General features: G+C 45.4%; 18 protein-coding genes. 8 read left to right on the top strand and 10 right to left on the bottom strand.

The window, feature by feature from the left end:
* Window positions 1-2 precede the first annotated feature (2 nt).
* The 6 genes from CHRO_RS15065 to glyA all read right to left on the bottom strand — a co-directional run bounded on the left by CHRO_RS15065 (window position 3) and on the right by glyA (window position 7,243).
* Window positions 3-2,474 (bottom strand): HD family phosphohydrolase, encoded by a 2,472-nt coding sequence (locus CHRO_RS15065; RefSeq protein WP_015155089.1) that lies wholly within the window; start codon window positions 2,472-2,474, stop codon window positions 3-5.
* A gap of 230 nt (window positions 2,475-2,704) precedes the next feature.
* Window positions 2,705-3,583 (bottom strand): ADP-ribosylglycohydrolase family protein, encoded by an 879-nt coding sequence (locus CHRO_RS15060; RefSeq protein ID WP_015155088.1) that lies wholly within the window; start codon window positions 3,581-3,583, stop codon window positions 2,705-2,707.
* Complete coding sequence (aroQ, locus tag CHRO_RS15055) at window positions 3,583-4,059, bottom strand: type II 3-dehydroquinate dehydratase (RefSeq protein ID WP_015155087.1); 477 nt, start codon at window positions 4,057-4,059, stop codon at window positions 3,583-3,585. The genes CHRO_RS15060 and aroQ overlap by 1 nt, the downstream gene beginning before the upstream one ends.
* A gap of 7 nt (window positions 4,060-4,066) precedes the next feature.
* Window positions 4,067-4,210 (bottom strand): hypothetical protein, encoded by a 144-nt coding sequence (locus CHRO_RS32330; protein WP_015155086.1) that lies wholly within the window; start codon window positions 4,208-4,210, stop codon window positions 4,067-4,069.
* A 390-nt stretch (window positions 4,211-4,600) separates the two neighbouring features.
* Window positions 4,601-5,899, bottom strand: a complete 1,299-nt coding sequence (locus CHRO_RS15050; RefSeq protein WP_015155085.1) for a competence/damage-inducible protein A — start codon at window positions 5,897-5,899, stop codon at window positions 4,601-4,603.
* Window positions 5,900-5,959: 60 nt separating this feature from the next.
* The gene (glyA, locus tag CHRO_RS15045) at window positions 5,960-7,243 is read right to left on the bottom strand and encodes a serine hydroxymethyltransferase (RefSeq protein WP_015155084.1); all 1,284 of its coding nucleotides are present in this window, start codon (window positions 7,241-7,243) and stop codon (window positions 5,960-5,962) included.
* Between the two features lie 369 nt (window positions 7,244-7,612).
* Here glyA and CHRO_RS15040 point away from each other — a divergent pair, with 369 nt between their 5' ends.
* Both CHRO_RS15040 and CHRO_RS15035 read left to right on the top strand, forming a co-directional pair.
* Entirely contained in the window at window positions 7,613-7,810 is a 198-nt protein-coding gene (locus CHRO_RS15040; protein WP_015155083.1) for a hypothetical protein, read from the top strand.
* A gap of 140 nt (window positions 7,811-7,950) precedes the next feature.
* The gene (locus tag CHRO_RS15035; RefSeq protein WP_015155082.1) at window positions 7,951-8,427 is read left to right on the top strand and encodes a Tic20 family protein; all 477 of its coding nucleotides are present in this window, start codon (window positions 7,951-7,953) and stop codon (window positions 8,425-8,427) included.
* Between the two features lie 126 nt (window positions 8,428-8,553).
* Here CHRO_RS15035 and CHRO_RS15030 read toward each other — a convergent pair whose 3' ends face one another.
* Window positions 8,554-9,366, bottom strand: coding sequence for a fumarylacetoacetate hydrolase family protein (locus tag CHRO_RS15030; RefSeq protein ID WP_015155081.1), 813 nt, complete (start codon window positions 9,364-9,366; stop codon window positions 8,554-8,556).
* Window positions 9,367-9,580: 214 nt separating this feature from the next.
* Here CHRO_RS15030 and menD point away from each other — a divergent pair, with 214 nt between their 5' ends.
* From menD to CHRO_RS15010, 4 genes are all read left to right on the top strand, one after another.
* The gene (gene menD / locus CHRO_RS15025) at window positions 9,581-11,389 is read left to right on the top strand and encodes a 2-succinyl-5-enolpyruvyl-6-hydroxy-3-cyclohexene-1-carboxylic-acid synthase (protein ID WP_015155080.1); all 1,809 of its coding nucleotides are present in this window, start codon (window positions 9,581-9,583) and stop codon (window positions 11,387-11,389) included.
* A gap of 61 nt (window positions 11,390-11,450) precedes the next feature.
* Window positions 11,451-11,966, top strand: coding sequence for a hypothetical protein (locus CHRO_RS15020; RefSeq protein WP_015155079.1), 516 nt, complete (start codon window positions 11,451-11,453; stop codon window positions 11,964-11,966).
* Window positions 11,967-12,479: 513 nt separating this feature from the next.
* Window positions 12,480-12,920, top strand: coding sequence for a KTSC domain-containing protein (locus tag CHRO_RS15015; RefSeq protein WP_015155077.1), 441 nt, complete (start codon window positions 12,480-12,482; stop codon window positions 12,918-12,920).
* 93 nt (window positions 12,921-13,013) lie between these two features.
* The gene (locus CHRO_RS15010) at window positions 13,014-13,439 is read left to right on the top strand and encodes a GNAT family N-acetyltransferase (protein ID WP_015155076.1); all 426 of its coding nucleotides are present in this window, start codon (window positions 13,014-13,016) and stop codon (window positions 13,437-13,439) included.
* Here the strand turns inward: CHRO_RS15010 and CHRO_RS15005 are convergent.
* Entirely contained in the window at window positions 13,407-14,027 is a 621-nt protein-coding gene (locus tag CHRO_RS15005; RefSeq protein WP_015155075.1) for a class I SAM-dependent methyltransferase, read from the bottom strand. The two genes, CHRO_RS15010 and CHRO_RS15005, sit on opposite strands and share 33 nt — an antisense overlap.
* Before the next feature lie 85 nt (window positions 14,028-14,112).
* Here CHRO_RS15005 and CHRO_RS15000 point away from each other — a divergent pair, with 85 nt between their 5' ends.
* Window positions 14,113-14,796, top strand: a complete 684-nt coding sequence (locus tag CHRO_RS15000) for an SDR family oxidoreductase (RefSeq protein ID WP_015155074.1) — start codon at window positions 14,113-14,115, stop codon at window positions 14,794-14,796.
* Between the two features lie 129 nt (window positions 14,797-14,925).
* Entirely contained in the window at window positions 14,926-15,408 is a 483-nt protein-coding gene (locus CHRO_RS14995) for a hypothetical protein (protein ID WP_015155073.1), read from the top strand.
* A gap of 66 nt (window positions 15,409-15,474) precedes the next feature.
* Here the strand turns inward: CHRO_RS14995 and CHRO_RS14990 are convergent, their stop codons facing one another.
* Window positions 15,475-15,687 carry a hypothetical protein gene (locus tag CHRO_RS14990; RefSeq protein WP_015155072.1) on the bottom strand — a complete coding sequence of 71 codons (213 nt, stop codon included), beginning with the start codon at window positions 15,685-15,687 and terminating at the stop codon, window positions 15,475-15,477.
* 82 nt (window positions 15,688-15,769) lie between these two features.
* Entirely contained in the window at window positions 15,770-17,257 is a 1,488-nt protein-coding gene (gene gltD / locus CHRO_RS14985; protein ID WP_015155071.1) for a glutamate synthase small subunit, read from the bottom strand.
* Window positions 17,258-17,319: the final 62 nt, after the last annotated feature.

The following is a 17,319-nucleotide window of genomic DNA, read 5'->3' as shown; positions in this document are numbered from 1 at the left end:
ATTTACTCCTTCCTCTTTGGATAAGCAATCCGCTTGTGATGAAACTGTTGCCAAATGTTGACAAAGGTTTCAGCAATTGTATCCATGTCCGCCCGCGTTAGTCCAGAATCAACTAATTGATTGTCTTGCCAGCGCGATCGCAGAATTTTTTGTACCATTGCTAGGGCTTCCTCTCGCGTCGGTTCTTTTCCGCCTGATTTGCCGGCTGCTGGCAGAGTGCGTAAAGCTGCTTCACAGGAATCTGCCAGCATCACCAAGGCTGTTTCTCGCGACTGGGGCGCTGGACCCGCGTAACAAAAATCCCTTTCGTCTACTGTAATGCTATGGTCTTGTCGTGCGATCTGCTGCGCTTGGTGGTAAAAATAGGCGATCGCCATCGTGCCTTGATGTTCGGGAATAAAGGCTTGGATTGCCATTGGTAAACGACACTTGCGTGCCATGACTAACCCTTCAGTCACGTGCTTTCTAATAATTGCCGCACTCTCCCAAGGATCGTTAATTTCATCGTGTTTATTGACCCCACCCATCTGATTCTCAATAAAAGCGAGGGGATCGTGGAGTTTGCCAATATCGTGATATAAAGTTCCCGTCCGCACCAATTCGACGTTGCATCCCAATACCCTCGCCGCTGCCTCTGCCAGAGTGGAGACAAACAGCGTGTGTTGGAACGTTCCGGGGGCTTCCGTTGCCAAACGCTTTAATAACGGTCGGTTGGGGTTGGCAAGTTCTGCTAGCCGAATTGGGGTAACTAGATCGAAAAAATGCTCTAAATAGGGGCTAATGCCGATCGCGATCGCGCTCCAGACAATCCCTGCAAGGCTAAATAAGCCAGCTTGAAGGGCAACATCGTACCAATTCCATACTGAATCAGTCCCGATCGCACTGAGGACGACTTTCCCTAACAGGTACGCTAATCCTTGCGTTACACTAACCGCGACTCCGATTAGAGCTAACTCTTCTCGCGATCGCATCCACCCAGCCATCCAACTAGCTAGCATTCCGCCAGCTAAGCCTGTTAACAAAGACTTACCACTAATATCCATTCCTACAGGTACGAGCAGCCCCAACAACCCTACAACTGTGCCACCAATTGGGAAGCCGTAGAAGCTACCTAGTAACAGTCCTACAGCAGGTAAGTTAATATACCGTAAATTCAGCCTTAAGAGTAGCGGAGTACTCAAAGCTAATAACAAAATCAAAACACAGTCACGCTGTCGCAGTTTCTGCCGCTCGAATTTCCAGGCAATCCAGACAAAAATACCAACGGCTACACTAACGATCCCACCAAATTTTGATAGCCCCGACCAACCGATCCCGCGTCGCGACAGACCGAAATAGTCGAGAGTAATAAATGCAGCATGGTCGATCGTTTCGCCTTTTCTGACTATGACCTCGCCTCGCTCTAGATTCAGCATTTGGGGGGCAATTTTTGCAACCGCTTCAGCTGCTGCTAGTTTTGTTTGTGCCTCGTCTTCCTTGAGATTTGGTTCGAGGACGGTTAACAGCATTTGGGTTGCTAGAGGTTCCATCTGCGGTGGTACATGCGATCGCACTTGTAAGTTCACCGCTGTTTGCAAAGTATCGGATGATATACCTCGATAAACTCCTTGGGCGAGAATGCGTTGTGTAGTGGCGCGGATACCTGCAACTGTCTTCGACCAAATAGGATCGGATAAATCCAACCAGGAAGATTCGTAAAGAGTTGGCGGAGTTGCTTTTTGTAATTGTGCCAGTTGCGATAAAGCTTGAGCGTATTGCTGGCGAACTTGAGATAGCTTTGCCATTAACATCGAGAACTGGTGAGATTTCGCTGTTTTCAAGCGATAGGCATTCAGTTCCCTTGCTGCTTGAGCCATTGCCTCATTTTCAAATCCTTCGATTTTAACCGAAGCAAAGTTCGTTGTCGCGGCATTTTGCTGGCGTTCTCGACTTTGCGCGTCTCGTAAAAAGGCTAAAACTTTCTGCCACTGAGAATCTGGGCAGCTGCGTAGATAAATTTGTGCTGCTGTAGATAAGTTGGTTGTGGTTGTAAATGGAAAATTTCCTGCTAGCTGCCGCAGTCGCTCTCCCTGTGTCAAGTTAGTTTGTAACTTTTGCCAAATTTTTTGATTTACTGTCGAGTCAATGACTAAGATTGGCTCTGCTTTTCTCCATGCAATTTGGCGGTTTTGGGCTGTAGTTTTCGTATCGACAATTTGAGCTGCTTTAGGGGCGCGAATTGTCTCTGGTGCGATCGTGCCTTCATCTAGCCGAGGTTGGTTGGCAAAGCGATGTCCCAACATTATGGTCAGCAATACCACTGCCAGTATCAGGAGCGCAGAGGTGCGTTCTCTGCGCACTTTAGGAGGTTTTTTAGCTTTAACTCCTGGTTGAGCTTGGCATACTTTACGAGTTAATTGCTGCTGGTTTGGTAGCAATTGCCACCACTTCTTGAGTTGCAGGTCGAGCAATTCAAATAGCGTGCGCTTTTTCATTACCCTTATTACATGCAATCGGCATGGAGCAAAAAGTTAAATGGCATAAAGCCTCATCTGTAATCTTAGGTTGAATGACAATAATTACATCCAGTCTATGGATCTTTCCACAATGAGAGCTCACAACTGACGATTAAGCTTATTGCCTGTTCTACAACTCAAGTATTTAGAAACTAAACTTTCCTGAAATCAAATTTTTCAGATCGATTTAGGAAAGACAACGATTATTCTCAGCGCCTCCGCACGATTTTAGGGGCAGCAATTGCAACTATTTGATTGTTGGTAGTAGCTCGATCGCTCTGCTGATAGACTCCCGACCACACTGCGACTAGTACATCACACAATCTTAGCACTTCAGCCTGATTTGTCACCCCTATTGCTAGTGCTTGAGTAACTGGAATGCTTGCCACGCCATTGTAAGCTCCTGAAAGCGCACCCGCGATCGCGCTCGTCACGCCAGAGCGATCGCTTATTGCTGCTCTTTGAACGGTCAAGCGAAAGTCTGCTGGAGTACTCAGGTAGCAAAAAAACGCCAAAGCGATTTGACTGCTCAATTCATGGGGTTGTCCTAACTGAGCAATCGCTCTTTCCAATCCTGCTCGTTCGTCCAGTAGCTCTTTGACTTGTGAGAGTTTTGCAGCTGTTGCAGTTGGGGATGTTCCTACAAAAGCAATTGCTTGGGAAATTATCTCGATTGGGTTCGATTTTGCTTGTAAAGCAATGGCGATTGCTTGTCCTATTGCTAAGGTTCCATCTCGGCTTTCTGGCTCATCCCGATCGATCGCGACTAGCGCCAGTTGCAAATTTTGCCGCAGCTTCAACTCATTCTCATGAAAAAATACTGATATGGGAAGAGTTGTTAAAGGTGAAGCGATTGGATTACCAGTCAACTCTTTTGTCATGAATTTGTGCCATGCTTCGTAATCGAACTTACCGAGCGCGATCAAAGTCTTTATTCCTTGCAATACTGAGTCAAGCAACCCCGATTGGGATGAGTTATCGATTGCCCTTTCAGATAATATCGCCTTAAGTTTAGGGTGGTTTGCGACTTCGCCAACTGCCATTCCCAGCATCGTGCCGCGAAATCGACTATGAATCGAGTAACTCATTAATTGGAGTGCCTGATATGGTGAATCAAGGCGTGTAAACCTAAGCGATAACTCTGTACGCCAAAGCCACTAATTTGCCCGATTGCTACACCTGCAATATAGGAGTGATGGCGAAAAGATTCTCGTTGATAAATATTACTTAAATGAACTTCTACTGTGGGCATTTTTACCGCAGCGATCGCATCTCGCAGCGCCACGCTTGTATGGGTATAAGCACCCGCATTAATCACAATTCCCTGGTATTCTGACTTAGCTGCTTGGATCGCATCCACTAGCACGCCTTCATGGTTAGACTGCATCGCCTTCACTTCTGCTTGCAGTTGATTCCCTTCTGCCACTAACATGCTGTCGATCTCAGCTAACGTCACTGAACCGTAAATTCCTGGTTCTCTTGCTCCCAGCAGGTTCAAATTCGGTCCATGCAGCACGAGTATCCTAATAAGTGACGAATGAGAAGACACGCCAGCTAAGCCCATTCAATATCTATCTGTGACGACGAGTGCGGCGATCGTCAACTGGAATTGGGATCGGCTCTGGTTCCGGTTCAGCTTCCGGTCCTAGCAAGGCTTCAATTAGCTTGCGCGCCCATTCTTTCAGCTTTTCCAGTACCCGATCTATGTAATCCATCGAACCGATTACTCCTACAAAACTACCTTGATTTCTTGATGATAATCGATTGGAATCTATCTTTGTGCGCTCTTGATTTTGCCGCTACTTATTCTTTATATTTGCTTAGCTTTTTGCTGTTGCTAGCACACAAAGTTTAACTTTTTCAAGTCAAAATGTAGCTTAGCTACTTATTCTCAACCGCTTTAACTTTCTGTTTCCTTTGCTCTACCAACATTTTGTTGGGAAAACGAAGGTGACAGCTTAATCTTTTTATTTAATATAAAGATATCACAAATTCCAACAGCAGACACATCTCTCTTTTGAGGGAATGGTTATCAGTTATCAGTGACTGGTGACTGGTGGCTAGTGACTAGAATTGCTCCCCCAGATCCCGAGAGCCTCCCCAGCTCAAGAGCAGCCCTCTTCTCCCCTCTGCTCCCTAGCTTTTAGTAGGCGGCGCAAGAGATCGAGAGCGGTGCAGGCGCTGATATGGCGAATCAGAGCGCGATCGCGTCCAGTTCCGAAATGATTTTCAAAACTTTGAACCTTGCCATCGGCTCCCGCCAAACCGATGTACACTAAGCCAACCGGTTTGCTTGCCGTACCACCATCGGGTCCGGCAATTCCCGTGATGCTCAAACCCCAAGTCGTACCGAGACGCGATCGCACTCCTGCTGCCATTTGTTCGGCGACGATCGCGCTGACAGCGCCAAATTGACTCAAATCATCAGGATTAACGCCCAAAACAGAAATTTTTACTGCGTTGTCGTAGGAGATAACTCCCCCCCAGAAATATCTAGAACTACCTGGTATGTCCGTGAGCATCTGACCCAAGCCACCACCCGTGCAGGATTCCGCCACACTGAGAGTTTCTCCCGCCGCAGTTAACAATTTACCGACTGCCGAGGCTAAAGTTTCTTCGTCAGAACCGAAATAATTTAAGTCTCCAATTTCCTGCAATTGTCGAGCCACTGGAGCAATAATTTGCTGGGCTGTTTCTGGAGAAGTTGCTTTCGCTGAGACACGCAACTTTACTTCTCCTTGGCTGGCATAAGGAGCTACGGTAGGGTTAGGCAGATTGAGAAAGGCTGCTGCTTTTTCTGCTAAAGCTGCTTCGGCAATCCCCCAAAATTTCAAAGTTTGGCTGTAAATAATTTCTCGACCGTAACCAAGAGTCTTAAGGTAAGGGACGGCGGTTTCTTGCCACATCTGCTGCATTTCTGACGGTACGCCAGGAAAGGTGAGAATTGCCACCCCAGGGCGCGGTTGCCAGAGAATACCTGGGGCGGTTCCACCTGGATTGGGTAAAACTGCCGCACCTTGAGGTAGTATGGCTTGCTTGCGATTGCTAGGAGACATTTTTCGCCCGCGTGCAGCATATTTGCGAGTAATGTCTTCAATAATTTCTTGGTGTTCTGCCAGCGGTACGCCAAAGAAATCGGCTAAAGTTTCGTGGGTCAGATCGTCAGGCGTAGGACCTAAACCGCCTGTAAAAATGAGAACTTGAGTCGAGTTATCCTGAGTTGATGTTCGTTCTAGAGCAACTTGAATCGCATGTTTGATTCTTGCAGGATTATCTCCCACTACAGTTTGATAGTAATGAGGAATTCCTAGATTTGCTAATTGCTGAGCTAAAAACTGCGCGTTGGTGTTGAGAATATCGCCCAGCAGTAATTCAGTTCCAACACAAATGATTTCGGCACTCATTGAATTTTAGATTTTAGATTTTGGATTTTGGATTCAATCCAAAATCCAAAATCCAGAATTTTATGCTAAAGCAGGTACGGGAACGTTGAGATGCGGGTAGAGGGGGAAGCGATCGCACAATGCCGCGACTCGGCGGCGACAGTCTTGCGCTACGGTCTCATCTTGAGGATGTAGCAGGCGATCGGCGATAATATTGGCAATTTCGGTAAATTCTTCCGTACCCATGCCTCGTGTGGTCATGGCTGGGGACCCCAATCGGATACCACTTGTCACAAAAGGCGATTCTGTATCGAAGGGAACTGTATTCTTATTAGCGGTGATATTTGTTTCACCTAAAAGGCGATCGCCTTCTTTACCTGTCATGCCAATACAGCGCAAGTCAACCAGCATCAAATGATTTTCTGTACCGTTGGATACGAGTTTGAAGCCTCTGTTTTGTAATTGAGCAGCCATAGCTTTAGCATTTTCAATGACTTGGGCTGCATAAGTTTTGAATTGAGGCTGTAATGCTTCGCCAAAGGCAACTGCTTTCGCTGCGATGACGTGTTCCAAGGGTCCGCCTTGGCTACCAGGGAACACGGATTTATCTAATTTTTTACCCAGTTCGGGATCGCGAGTGAGAATTAATCCGCCTCTTGGTCCGCGCAAAGTTTTATGTGTGGTTGTCGTGACGACATCGCAATAGGGAATGGGGTTAGGATGCAAGCCAGTCGCAACCAAGCCAGCAATGTGAGCGATATCGGCTAATAAGTAAGCACCAACTTCATCGGCGATCGCTCTAAACTTTTCAAAGTCAATTATGCGTGGATAAGCAGAATAACCGCAAATGAGTAGCTTGGGACGATGTTGCAGCGCCAATTCCCGAATTTGGTCGTAGTCTAATTGTTCGGTCTGGGGATTCACGCCGTAATGGTGGACTTTGAACCACTTCCCAGAGAAATTTACGGGCGAACCGTGGGTTAAGTGTCCGCCGTGGGATAAATCCATCCCCATAATTGCGTCTCCTGGCTCTAGCAGAGTCATGAAGACGGCAAAATTAGCTTGAGCGCCAGAATGGGGTTGAACGTTGGCATGAGCCGCACCAAACAGTTGTTTGACGCGATCGATCGCTAATTGCTCGACGCGATCGATATATTCACAACCACCGTAATAACGCTTTCCAGGTAAGCCTTCAGCATATTTATTGGTCAATACCGAACCCTGGGCGGCTAAAACAGCAGCCGAGGTAAAGTTTTCACTAGCAATTAATTCTAAGTGGTCGCGCTGGCGCTGAAGTTCGCCGCTAATTAATTCAGCCACAACCGGATCGGAGGAAGCAAGTAAATCTAAGTTAGTCGAAGACACTGTGGTTAACCTTAAGCAATTTACACGACTGTACCTGTCTAGATTAATAGGAGCGATCGCGTTTTCCGAAACCACACCATCAATCAAAATTTGCGGACAGCATAACTCAACATAGATACTTTAACTCAATCATAGGGAGCAGGGAGCGCACGAGCAGTTATCAGTAACCAGTGACCAGTGACCAGTTATCCGCAACCTAATGAGTAGAGGAGCAGGGGAGCTGAGGGAGCTGAGGGAGAATTTAATTCCGACTTACAACTTACCAACTACTAACGCGGATATTAAGCTCTGTATGCCTTATAACACTCTTTATAAGTGACTAGCATAAAATTGACTTAAGGGATCGTAGGATATTCTGGAGGGATCTGGATGTTAGTGATTTTGATGGAAGATCGAATCCTTGCCCCTCAGCAAGTTTGCCAAAGCTGTTTGCTTGCCGATCGTGCTGGACAGCCACGTTGGAGACAAGGACAATTACGCTGTGGTCAAGCTGTACCTAAACTCTCGCCAGGACAACCAGATCAGTACGAATGTATGATGGGCTTCCGCATTGCCAATGTTGAATGATGGTAGTGCATCGCAAGTCGTAATTAACTAGTCACTGGTCATCGGTCGCTGGTCGCTGACAACTGAATAACTGTAAAACCTGCGCTATCCTGTGCATATGAAGAGTTAAATTCAAATAAATTCTTTTAGGAGAATAAACAATGGCTTGGCGCGGGTCTACTACGGTGCAAGAGCGAATCTTTGCTTGTTTACCATATTTACTGCCCTTGATGCATGGGTTTGCATTTGGCGTTTTCTTACTGCGAGAATTTCCAGTTCTACAATATCTATTTCTACCGCTGATACCTTTATTGCAAATATACAGTAGTATACCTTTTGCTAGTTTAATCGTCTTTTTTGCTTTATATCTATTGGTAGTTAGAAATGAAAGCATCAGCCACTTTATTCGTTTCAATACCATGCAAGCAATTTTAATTGATATTGTAATATTTTTGTGTGGGTTGGTGCTGCCAATTTTGGCTCCAATTCCTGGGGCTAGTTTTGCCACGCAGACTATAGCCAGTACAATTTTCCTTGGAATAGTGGCAGCTGTAGCGTTTGCTGTAACTCAGTCTCTAAGAGGAAAATATGCAGAAATTCCTGCTCTCTCTGATGCAGTTCATATGCAGGTGAGATAGATATTTTGTCATCGGTCATTAGGCATTGTCATTGGCGATCTGAGTGCAAGAGACTTATCTATTTTCTAAAAGTCGATTGCACATTTTACTACTTTTAACAATCTTGTTGCTTTAGTCATGAAAACATCATAAGTTTTGAATTGTCGATTCAGAATTCTCGTTGGCGTACCTTAAAATTACAGTATTTTCTAAGCGACCAATCCCTTCAATCTCAACGCGGATGCGATCGCCTGCATTCAGCACTCCTACCCCAGGAGGAGTTCCAGTCAAGACGACATCCCCAGGTAACAGCGTCATAACTTGACTGATGTAGGACACGAGGACAGATGGAGAATAGACCATTTCTTCGATGCTGGCAGATTGTACGGGTTGGGGATTATCGTTTAAAAATGTCTGTAGTTGGGCAGATGGATTGATTTCTCGGACGATCCAGGGACCAAGGGGGCAAAAGGTATCAAATCCTTTGGCTCGCGTCCACTGACTATCCTGCCTTTGTAAATCTCGCGCCGTGATATCGTTAGCGATCGTATAGCCCCAAATTTTTTTCTGCGCTTGTTCTGGCGTGCAATCTGACGTGCGATCGCCAATCACTAAAGCTAATTCTCCTTCATAGTCTACCCGTCTCGACTGTTGCGGGTATTTAATTTCCGTCGCCGTGGCAATCACTGCTGAAGGTGGCTTCAGAAACAACAAAGGTTCCTTCGGTACACTTGAACCCATTTCTGCTGCATGTTCCACGTAGTTTTTACCCACTGCTACGATTTTGGAGGGAGCGCAAGGTGCGAGAATCTGATATTCATCTGGTGTTAAGCTTTCCTCCGTAGGCTGTCCTTGTAACCAAGGCGGAGCATCTAATAGCAGAACTTCCAAGCTAAGTTGGAGTATGCCGTAGTAGATGCGTCCCTCTAGAGATTGAACTCGAATGTAGCGTTGCGCCATAAAGTGTTATTAGATACCTGATCGTTTACTCTATCGTTTGAGCGTGAATTTTTGTGTTGATAGTTTTACAAAGCATTTTTTCGTTGGTTGTTGGTCGTTGGGAAGTGAGTCGTGAGTCGTGAGTGACAAGTGGCTAGACTCAATTCTTGTCAACGGTTCCACTAGCCACTAGCCACTGATAACGGATGACTACTTAATAGTTTGTGCGATCGCAATGTCAATCGATTTAAGAAATACAAATTCTGCTTGTGCCTCTATTTTGGTAGAAACATGGCGACGGTTGGGACTCAATACTGCTGTCATTTGTCCTGGTTCGCGTTCTACCCCACTGACAATCGCTTTCTTACAAGCCTCAGAAGTTGAGGCAATTTCCGTGTTAGATGAGCGTTCTGCTGCCTTTTTCGCCTTGGGAATTGCTAAACAAACGAGTAAACCTGTAGTTGTCGTCGTCACCTCCGGTACGGCTGGAGTTAACTGCTATCCCGCAATCGTGGAAGCAAGGGAAAGTCGAGTGCCTTTAATAGTTCTAACAGCCGATCGACCTCCTGAATTGAGACACTGTCATTCTGGACAAACGATCGATCAGTTAAAGTTATTTGGCTCTTATCCTAACTGGCAAGCAGAATTAGCTCTACCATCTTTAGAAATCTCGACGTTAAGATATTTACGCCAAACAGCGATTTATGCGTGGGAACGGGCGCTATACCCCGTCCCTGGAGTTATTCATCTCAATATACCTTTTCGCGACCCCCTCGCACCCATACCCGATGGCAATAATTCTGAATTTATCTCTTCTCAACTAGAATTAGAAGACTTTTTTGCTGGGATCGAAATCGGTTCCCGTGCGGACGCGCATCTGTCCCTCCCTGCAACTCCCGTACGAGTAGGTTTGTCCAAATTGTTGACGAGTCAAGAGATATCTGGGTTAAACCCACCCCTACCTGTCTTTTGGCAACAGCTCGAACGCGGTATCATCATTGCTGGTATTGCGCAACCACAGAACCCACGAGAATATTGTGGGGCGATCGCTCAACTTGCTAAAACAGTGAAATTCCCAGTTCTAGCAGAGGGGTTATCTCCAGCCAGAAATTATGCCGAACTCAATCCCTATCTCATTTCTACCTACGATTTAATTCTTCGGCAGCCGCAGCTAGCAGATAAACTCAAGCCGGACTTGGTAATCCAAATTGGGGAATTGCCTACAAGTAAAGAGTTACGTAGTTGGCTCGATCGCACTCAACCGCAGCGTTGGATTGTCGATCCTAGCGACCAAAATCTAGACCCTCTACATGGTAAAACAACTCATCTGCGCCTTTGTGTGGAACAGTTAGCTCAAATCTACCCTACAAAGCCAAAGTTACCTAGCGACTATCTGCAGCTATGGTGCGATTTAGAGACTAAGGTGAGAGGTGTTGTAGATGGGGCGATCGCCAACCTGAATCAGCCGTTTGAAGGTAAGGTAGCTTGGATGCTCTCTCAAATACTCCCCCCTGGTACGCCACTGTTTATTGCCAATAGTATGCCCGTGCGCGATGTAGAATTTTTTTGGATGCCTAGTAATTCTGGCGTGCGACCTTTTGTGAATCGCGGCGCAAATGGCATTGATGGTACTTTATCTACTGCTTTAGGAATTGCTCATCACAATCAAAGCAGTGTCATGCTAACTGGAGACTTAGCTTTATTGCACGATACTAATGGCTTTCTCATTGGTAAAAAACTTAAGGGTCATTTAACAATTGTGCTGATTAATAACAATGGTGGCGGAATTTTTGAAATGCTGCCAATTTCTCAGTTTGATCCACCCTTTGAAGAGTTTTTTGCTACGCCACAAGATATTGATTTCGCTTGCCTTTGTCAGACTTATGGTGTAGAACATGAGTTAATTACGACTTGGGAAGATTTGCAACAAAGGCTAGAGTTTATACCAGCAAGCGGCATTCGAGTTTTAGAGTTGAGGACAAATAGAAAAGCTGATGCTCGATGGCGACAAGCGAATTTAGCAAAGTTTGTCCAAGGAATTTGAAGTTAGATATTGGTCATTTGTCCTTCGTCATTTGTCACTGATAACTGATAACTGATAACTGATGAAAAGAATTTCTGCTACCTTAGCGGTCTTAATTGCGATCGCAACAGCGCTTCCAACTCAGGCTCAAACAACCAGAGAGCCGAAGTATTTTCGCAGTAGTTTTTATAAAAACAACCCATCAGAATGTAAAATTTTTTATCCCGTTCCAGTTGGTGCAGTCCCTAGCCGCAAAGCAAAAGATGATACTTGCTTACCACCACCATTAGCAATTATTCCTGGATATGGTAAAGACTACACGCGCTTAATGAAAACAGGAATTCGGGCGGGAATTAGAGGTGATTACAATACGGCTTTAATTAACTTTCGTCGCGCTCAACAAATTGAGATTTCTAAAGACCATTTAGGCTACATTAACCGCGAGGCGTTGAGGGGAATTAATGGAGCGATGGTAGCCCAAAGATACCAATTAGAACCTCATCCAGTAAAAAGACTCACGCCAAAATTTTTTTGGTACTACTGGACTGGTACGGGCGATCGCGGTAACTGGGGTAGGAATATTATCGAGCGTCGATGATAAATCTTGCTGTTAGGGAGCATCCTACAAGTGTAAATTGCTCTTGCTTATCTGCTCCCTGCTATATTATTTTTCTAAAAATCAGCCTGAAAAACTTAATAAATTTGAGAAAATCTTACCATCAACATCATTATTACAACTAACCCACTTATCCAAACCAATAGCGAACCCCAACTTAAAGAATTTTGGTTGAACTGCTGCGATACGCCTTGTACCAATCTATTTAAATTTGCCATATTATTTGTATACTCCGAAACTATGTATCTTATAATACTGAAGCCTTTTTGTATATTTGGATCGAAATAGTAATCAAACTTAGTTAATAGAAATAAAAGTTCAAATATAACTCAGGCTTTAATCCATAGATTTTCAGCTGAGGTAGCGCTGCTCGCTTTGAGACAGCCTTGGTTCACAAGGAGAAAGCAAGAGATGGTGGTATGTTGCCTTAGCACTATACAAAACGCATGTTTTTAAGTACAATTGTACTAAAAAATAAGAAGGTTAAGAATCCTGATGAAGTTCTCTAAACTCGATCTGGGTAATCTTGTAGCTGTCGGTCATTCAGATGGTTATTTAGGGCTGTTAATTGACCGAGGAGATGAGTTTGAGTTAGTGGAAGTTCCCGCCCCGATTGAAGCTTATGAAGGTTTGCAACACGTCAATTCTTTGGTCAATACCAATGCATTACCTGCTGCATCTGAACCTCTAAAAATGCTACTAGTTCAGTCTACAATGGCAACTTCAATTGGTTATAACTGCAACGATCGCATTTTACAAGTTGAGTTTAGCAGTGGCAGTATATATCAGTATGCAGATGTGGAACCGGAAACTTGGGAAGCTTTACAAGACACCGATTCTCTAGGAAGATTTTATAACAACAATATTAAAGGTCAATACGATTGCCAGCGAATTGACTATATCGATTGCGATTACAGCGAAGAAGAATGTTGCTAGGTTGTAATATTTAAATTTTTTGTGACTTTATGAGCTATTGAAAGGTAATAAAGGAAGATATAAACCGACCGATCTTTAGAAAATATCTCAACAATGGAAGTCTTAATTCGCCAGCTTCAAGAAAGCGAAATACCCGCAGCAGATCGCGTTTTCAGATTAGCTTTTGGCACTTTTATCGGATTGCCCGATCCAATGGAATTTGGAGGTGATGCAAACTTTATCCAAAGTCGCTGGCACGCAAATCCATCAGCAGCTTTTGCCGCGATCGCAGATAGAATTATAGGATCTAATTTAGTAACTCGGTGGGGTAGTTGTGCCTCTTTTGGTCCCCTTAGCGTTCATCCCGATTGGTGGAACCAAAAAATTGCCCAGCGTCTCATCGAACCAGTTGTAGAATGCTTCAATACATGGAATATCCAGCAGGCGGGTCTGTTTACCTTTCCTAATAGTTCCAAGCACGAAACAGCTTTGTATTTAAAATTAGGTTTAACGCTTTTCTATCCATGCAACACGAGTTAATATCCAACCATCTTCCTCTTGAGTGCTAGCATTTCCTGCTACAGGATAGCCAAGTTGTTTGAGATATTGAACAACATCAAAAGTTTGTTGCTGACGACTGCGGTTACTGTAACTACTGATAATTAATCTCCCTCCCTGTTTCACAGTATTAAAAAGCTGCTGAATATAATCCGAATGTAACTGAGAAGGGACATATTCTAATAAGGTATGTATAAAATCATATTGAGTTGTCGATCGCCAGTATAAGGCATTAGCGATCGCAAAATTATTAGTAAAATCTGGTAGTCTCTGACACGCAAGTTCTATCAAGCGGGATGAAATATCTATTCCATAGGGAATCAACTGTATTTTTTGTTCGCTTGCCCATTGTATTAAGCTTTCTAGCAATAAACCATTGGCACAACCCACATCTAAAAAACTCCCGTTCTTGTTGACCGCCGTTAAAATTACCTCTCGTACGCAGCGCCAGCGTGCGGGCGTACTTCCCCAACCTGACTGTTGGTAAGGATTGCTAGATGCAAGATACCAATTTTCGGTTTTTTGCTGTTCTTCCTTAAACCAGGAAGCAAGTCCATTAGCTTCAAGCATTGCGTAAGATAATTTGAGAGGGAAATATGCCTTCTACTCCTGCAAACTAGTTTTTTAGTAAAGTAAAGTTACGCCAAGTTTCATCATGACTAAGCTGATTGTCATCACGGGGGTAAGTCGCGGTTTGGGGCTTGCCATGACGGAAGGATTCATTCAAGCTGGACATACAGTTGTAGGTTGCGCCCGTTCTGAGGCAGCAGTAGCAAAACTATCTCAGCAGTATAATTCGCCGCACGATTTTATGGTAGTAGACGTTGCCGATAACCAGCAGGTGAAAACTTGGGCAGAACAAGTACTTTCGCGCCACGGCGTGCCAGATTTACTAATTAACAATGCAGCTATAATTAATCCTCTAGCCCCACTGTGGCAGATTCCTGTTGAAGAATTCGATCGCCTGATTGATGTCAACATCAAAGGAGTAGCAAACGTTATCCGTCACTTTGTCCCCGCCATGAAGGAGAAAAACCGGGGCATTATCGTTAACTTAAGTTCTGGTTGGGGTCGTTCCACTTCTCCAGAGGTTGCATCATACTGTGCGTCAAAATGGGCAATTGAGGGACTTACTAGGTCTTTGGCACAGGAATTACCCTCGGGAATAGCAGCGATTCCCCTCAACCCCGGCATCATTCATACAGATATGTTGGAAATTTGTTATGGAGAGGAGGCAGCGGCTTATACTGCGATCAAAGATTGGGTCAAGCAAGCCGTACCATTTCTACTTAAATTGAGTGCCAAGGATAATGGAATGCCGTTGACTGTTCCCGTTTGAGGAAGTCATGCATTCGTAGGGGCGGGTTTGCCAGCAATATTTGGTCGTAGTCAGAGATAATTGGTAAACACGCCCGTACAAAAGTCAAAACATTCAAAAATTGGGATTGAGATGTAACAACAGTTTGATATGAGTAAAATTTTAGATGTAACTCTTTCGATGGAAGTTGCCAAACGGATTAAGAGTAAAGCAACTAAGTGTTTTGATAACGCCTATAAAGCGGCGCTGTTGATAGAGGAATCGGTCTACGTACAGGGCTTTTTAGTCTTTGCCAGCGCGCCGTGTGAAATGGTAGAGTATGGCTGGCTCGAATTAGGCGATCGCATTATCGATCCGACGTTTCCCCATCTGGATCGCCACATTGAAACACTCTATTACTTTCCTGCCCAGCGCCTCACCGTGCCACAACTCAAGGCAACCATAGAAGAGTCAAAAGAAGATTACCCAGAAGACGACCCCTTACCAGTCTACGGAGAAGCCCCTTATGAGTATTATGGCGATGTCATGCTAGGTGGTGCTGATTATGCCGCAGCATTCAAAGACGCTGAGGCTAAGTGTCGAGAAATCGAGCAAACTGGGGAGTGGGGAGTCGGGAGTGGGGAGTCGGGATAAGAGAACTAAAGCAGCTAAAGGAAACGATTTAATTCCGAATTCCGAACTCCGAATTCCGAATTCTCCTCAGTAGCTATCGTTATCGTTAGCCATCTGCATTTCTAGTAGGTGGTTGGCGTGATTGAGTCGATTGGCGATCGCCTGTCGCCAGACGAGTTCCACTTCTGGATCTGCCAATACTTCTTGTGCCAGTTGTCTGTAAACAGCACTAGTAGCAGCATTAACCTGTTCCAGTAGTCTGAGGTTGTGATAGATAGTTCTGGGTGAAATTTTTGTCATATAGTGAGTGGCTGGTGGCTAGTGGCTGGTGGCTAGTGGCTGGACTCAATTCTTGTCACTAGCCACTAATCACTGATAACTGTTAAAAAGGTAAATCCGTGCTACCCATGAGGTAAAGGTCGCACTCGCGGGCTGCACCGCGACCCTCGTTGAATGCCCAAACGACTAAGCTTTGTCCGCGACGACAATCGCCAGCGGCGAAAACTCCAGGGATACTGGTAGCATACTTACCATAGTCGGCTTTGATATTGCTGCGGGGGTCGCGATCGAGTCCCAGGGCATCAATTAGGGGTTGTTCGGGTCCGAGGAAACCCATCGCCAGCAAGACGAGTTGGGCGGGTATGACTCTTTCCGTACCTGGGACTTGCTGCGGAACAAACTGCCCTTTGTCGTTTTTCGTCCACTCTATTTGTACCGTGTGGACGGCTTTGACGCAGCCGTTCTCGTCGCCCTCAAATTTGGTCGCAGTGGTGATGTATACGCGGGGGTCAGCGCCAAATTTAGCCGCAGCTTCTTCCTGTCCGTAATCCATTTTGTAGATTTTGGGATATTCGGGCCACGGGTTATTCGCGGCACGGGTGAGGGGTGGCTGAGGCATAATTTCCAATTGGACGATGCTGTTGCAACTGTGGCGGATTGACGTACCAACACAATCAGTTCCAGTATCGCCACCGCCAATAATTACCACATCTTTATCGGCAGCAGAGATGAAATTATCGCCTCTGCGGTTATCTAGAATTGCTTGGGTGTTGGCGGTGAGGAAATCCATTGCAAAGTGAATTCCCTTCAATTCTCGTCCTTCGATAGGTAAGTCGCGGGGTTTGGTCGCACCGACACAGAGAACTACAGCATCAAATTCTTTTAGCAGGGTTTCCGCAGAGATGTCTTTACCAATTTCGGTATTGCAAACAAATTTTACGCCTTCCTGTTCCAAAATATCGAGGCGGCGCTGGACGACTTCCCGCTTGTCGAGTTTCATGTTGGGGATACCATACATTAACAATCCGCCTGGGCGATCGGCGCGTTCAAATACCGTGACCCAATGTCCTGCTGTATTCAGTTGTGCTGCGGCACACAACCCCGCCGGACCCGAACCGACAACGGCAACTTTTTTCCCCGTGCGCTTTTCTGGAGGGTGCGGTTCGATCCAACCTGCTTCCCAACCTTTATCAGCGATCGCATTTTCAATATTCTTAATTGTCACGGGAGGGTTATTAATTCCCAAAACGCAAGCGCCTTCACACGGTGCGGGACAGACGCGCCCTGTAAATTCGGGGAAGTTGTTAGTTTTATGCAGGCGATCGAGGGCTTCGCGCCAAAGTCCGCGATAGATCAGGTCGTTCCACTCAGGAATTAAATTATTAATCGGACAACCGCTTGCCATGCCATTAATAACTGTACCCGTGTGGCAAAACGGTACGCCACAATCCATACAGCGCGCGCCTTGGGTTCGCAGTTTCTCCTCTGGCATATGGATGTGAAACTCGTCCCAGTTGTGGATGCGATCGACTGGCGCAACTTCCGATGCCACTTCACGGAGATATTCGATAAAGCCTGTTGGTTTGCCCATAGTTTAAAGGTGGTGCGTGGTGCGTGGTGCGTGAAAAAAAGAAGAGAGCAGAGGGAGAAAAG

It is taken from the genome of Chroococcidiopsis thermalis PCC 7203 (genome assembly GCF_000317125.1).
GTDB lineage: Bacteria > Cyanobacteriota > Cyanobacteriia > Cyanobacteriales > Chroococcidiopsidaceae > Chroococcidiopsis > Chroococcidiopsis thermalis.
This window is presented reverse-complemented; position numbering and strand designations above follow the sequence as displayed.

What these genes read in the sequence shown, in the direction of transcription:
- CHRO_RS15005 (WP_015155075.1), bottom strand. Translation starts at nt 14,027, where the DNA reads ATGCTTGAAGCTAATGGACTTGCTTCCTGGTTTAAGGAAGAACAGCAA.
- CHRO_RS15030 (WP_015155081.1), bottom strand. Translation starts at nt 9,366, where the DNA reads ATGGCGCAACGCTACATTCGAGTTCAATCTCTAGAGGGACGCATCTAC.
- CHRO_RS15050 (WP_015155085.1), bottom strand. Translation starts at nt 5,899, where the DNA reads ATGAGTGCCGAAATCATTTGTGTTGGAACTGAATTACTGCTGGGCGAT.
- CHRO_RS15010 (WP_015155076.1), top strand. Translation starts at nt 13,014, where the DNA reads ATGGAAGTCTTAATTCGCCAGCTTCAAGAAAGCGAAATACCCGCAGCA.
- CHRO_RS14995 (WP_015155073.1), top strand. Translation starts at nt 14,926, where the DNA reads ATGAGTAAAATTTTAGATGTAACTCTTTCGATGGAAGTTGCCAAACGG.
- CHRO_RS15035 (WP_015155082.1), top strand. Translation starts at nt 7,951, where the DNA reads ATGGCTTGGCGCGGGTCTACTACGGTGCAAGAGCGAATCTTTGCTTGT.
- aroQ (WP_015155087.1), bottom strand. Translation starts at nt 4,059, where the DNA reads ATGGGCTTAGCTGGCGTGTCTTCTCATTCGTCACTTATTAGGATACTC.
- CHRO_RS15065 (WP_015155089.1), bottom strand. Translation starts at nt 2,474, where the DNA reads ATGAAAAAGCGCACGCTATTTGAATTGCTCGACCTGCAACTCAAGAAG.
- menD (WP_015155080.1), top strand. Translation starts at nt 9,581, where the DNA reads ATGTCAATCGATTTAAGAAATACAAATTCTGCTTGTGCCTCTATTTTG.
- CHRO_RS15020 (WP_015155079.1), top strand. Translation starts at nt 11,451, where the DNA reads ATGAAAAGAATTTCTGCTACCTTAGCGGTCTTAATTGCGATCGCAACA.
- CHRO_RS14990 (WP_015155072.1), bottom strand. Translation starts at nt 15,687, where the DNA reads ATGACAAAAATTTCACCCAGAACTATCTATCACAACCTCAGACTACTG.
- CHRO_RS15040 (WP_015155083.1), top strand. Translation starts at nt 7,613, where the DNA reads ATGTTAGTGATTTTGATGGAAGATCGAATCCTTGCCCCTCAGCAAGTT.
- gltD (WP_015155071.1), bottom strand. Translation starts at nt 17,257, where the DNA reads ATGGGCAAACCAACAGGCTTTATCGAATATCTCCGTGAAGTGGCATCG.
- CHRO_RS32330 (WP_015155086.1), bottom strand. Translation starts at nt 4,210, where the DNA reads ATGGATTACATAGATCGGGTACTGGAAAAGCTGAAAGAATGGGCGCGC.
- CHRO_RS15000 (WP_015155074.1), top strand. Translation starts at nt 14,113, where the DNA reads ATGACTAAGCTGATTGTCATCACGGGGGTAAGTCGCGGTTTGGGGCTT.
- CHRO_RS15060 (WP_015155088.1), bottom strand. Translation starts at nt 3,583, where the DNA reads ATGAGTTACTCGATTCATAGTCGATTTCGCGGCACGATGCTGGGAATG.
- CHRO_RS15015 (WP_015155077.1), top strand. Translation starts at nt 12,480, where the DNA reads ATGAAGTTCTCTAAACTCGATCTGGGTAATCTTGTAGCTGTCGGTCAT.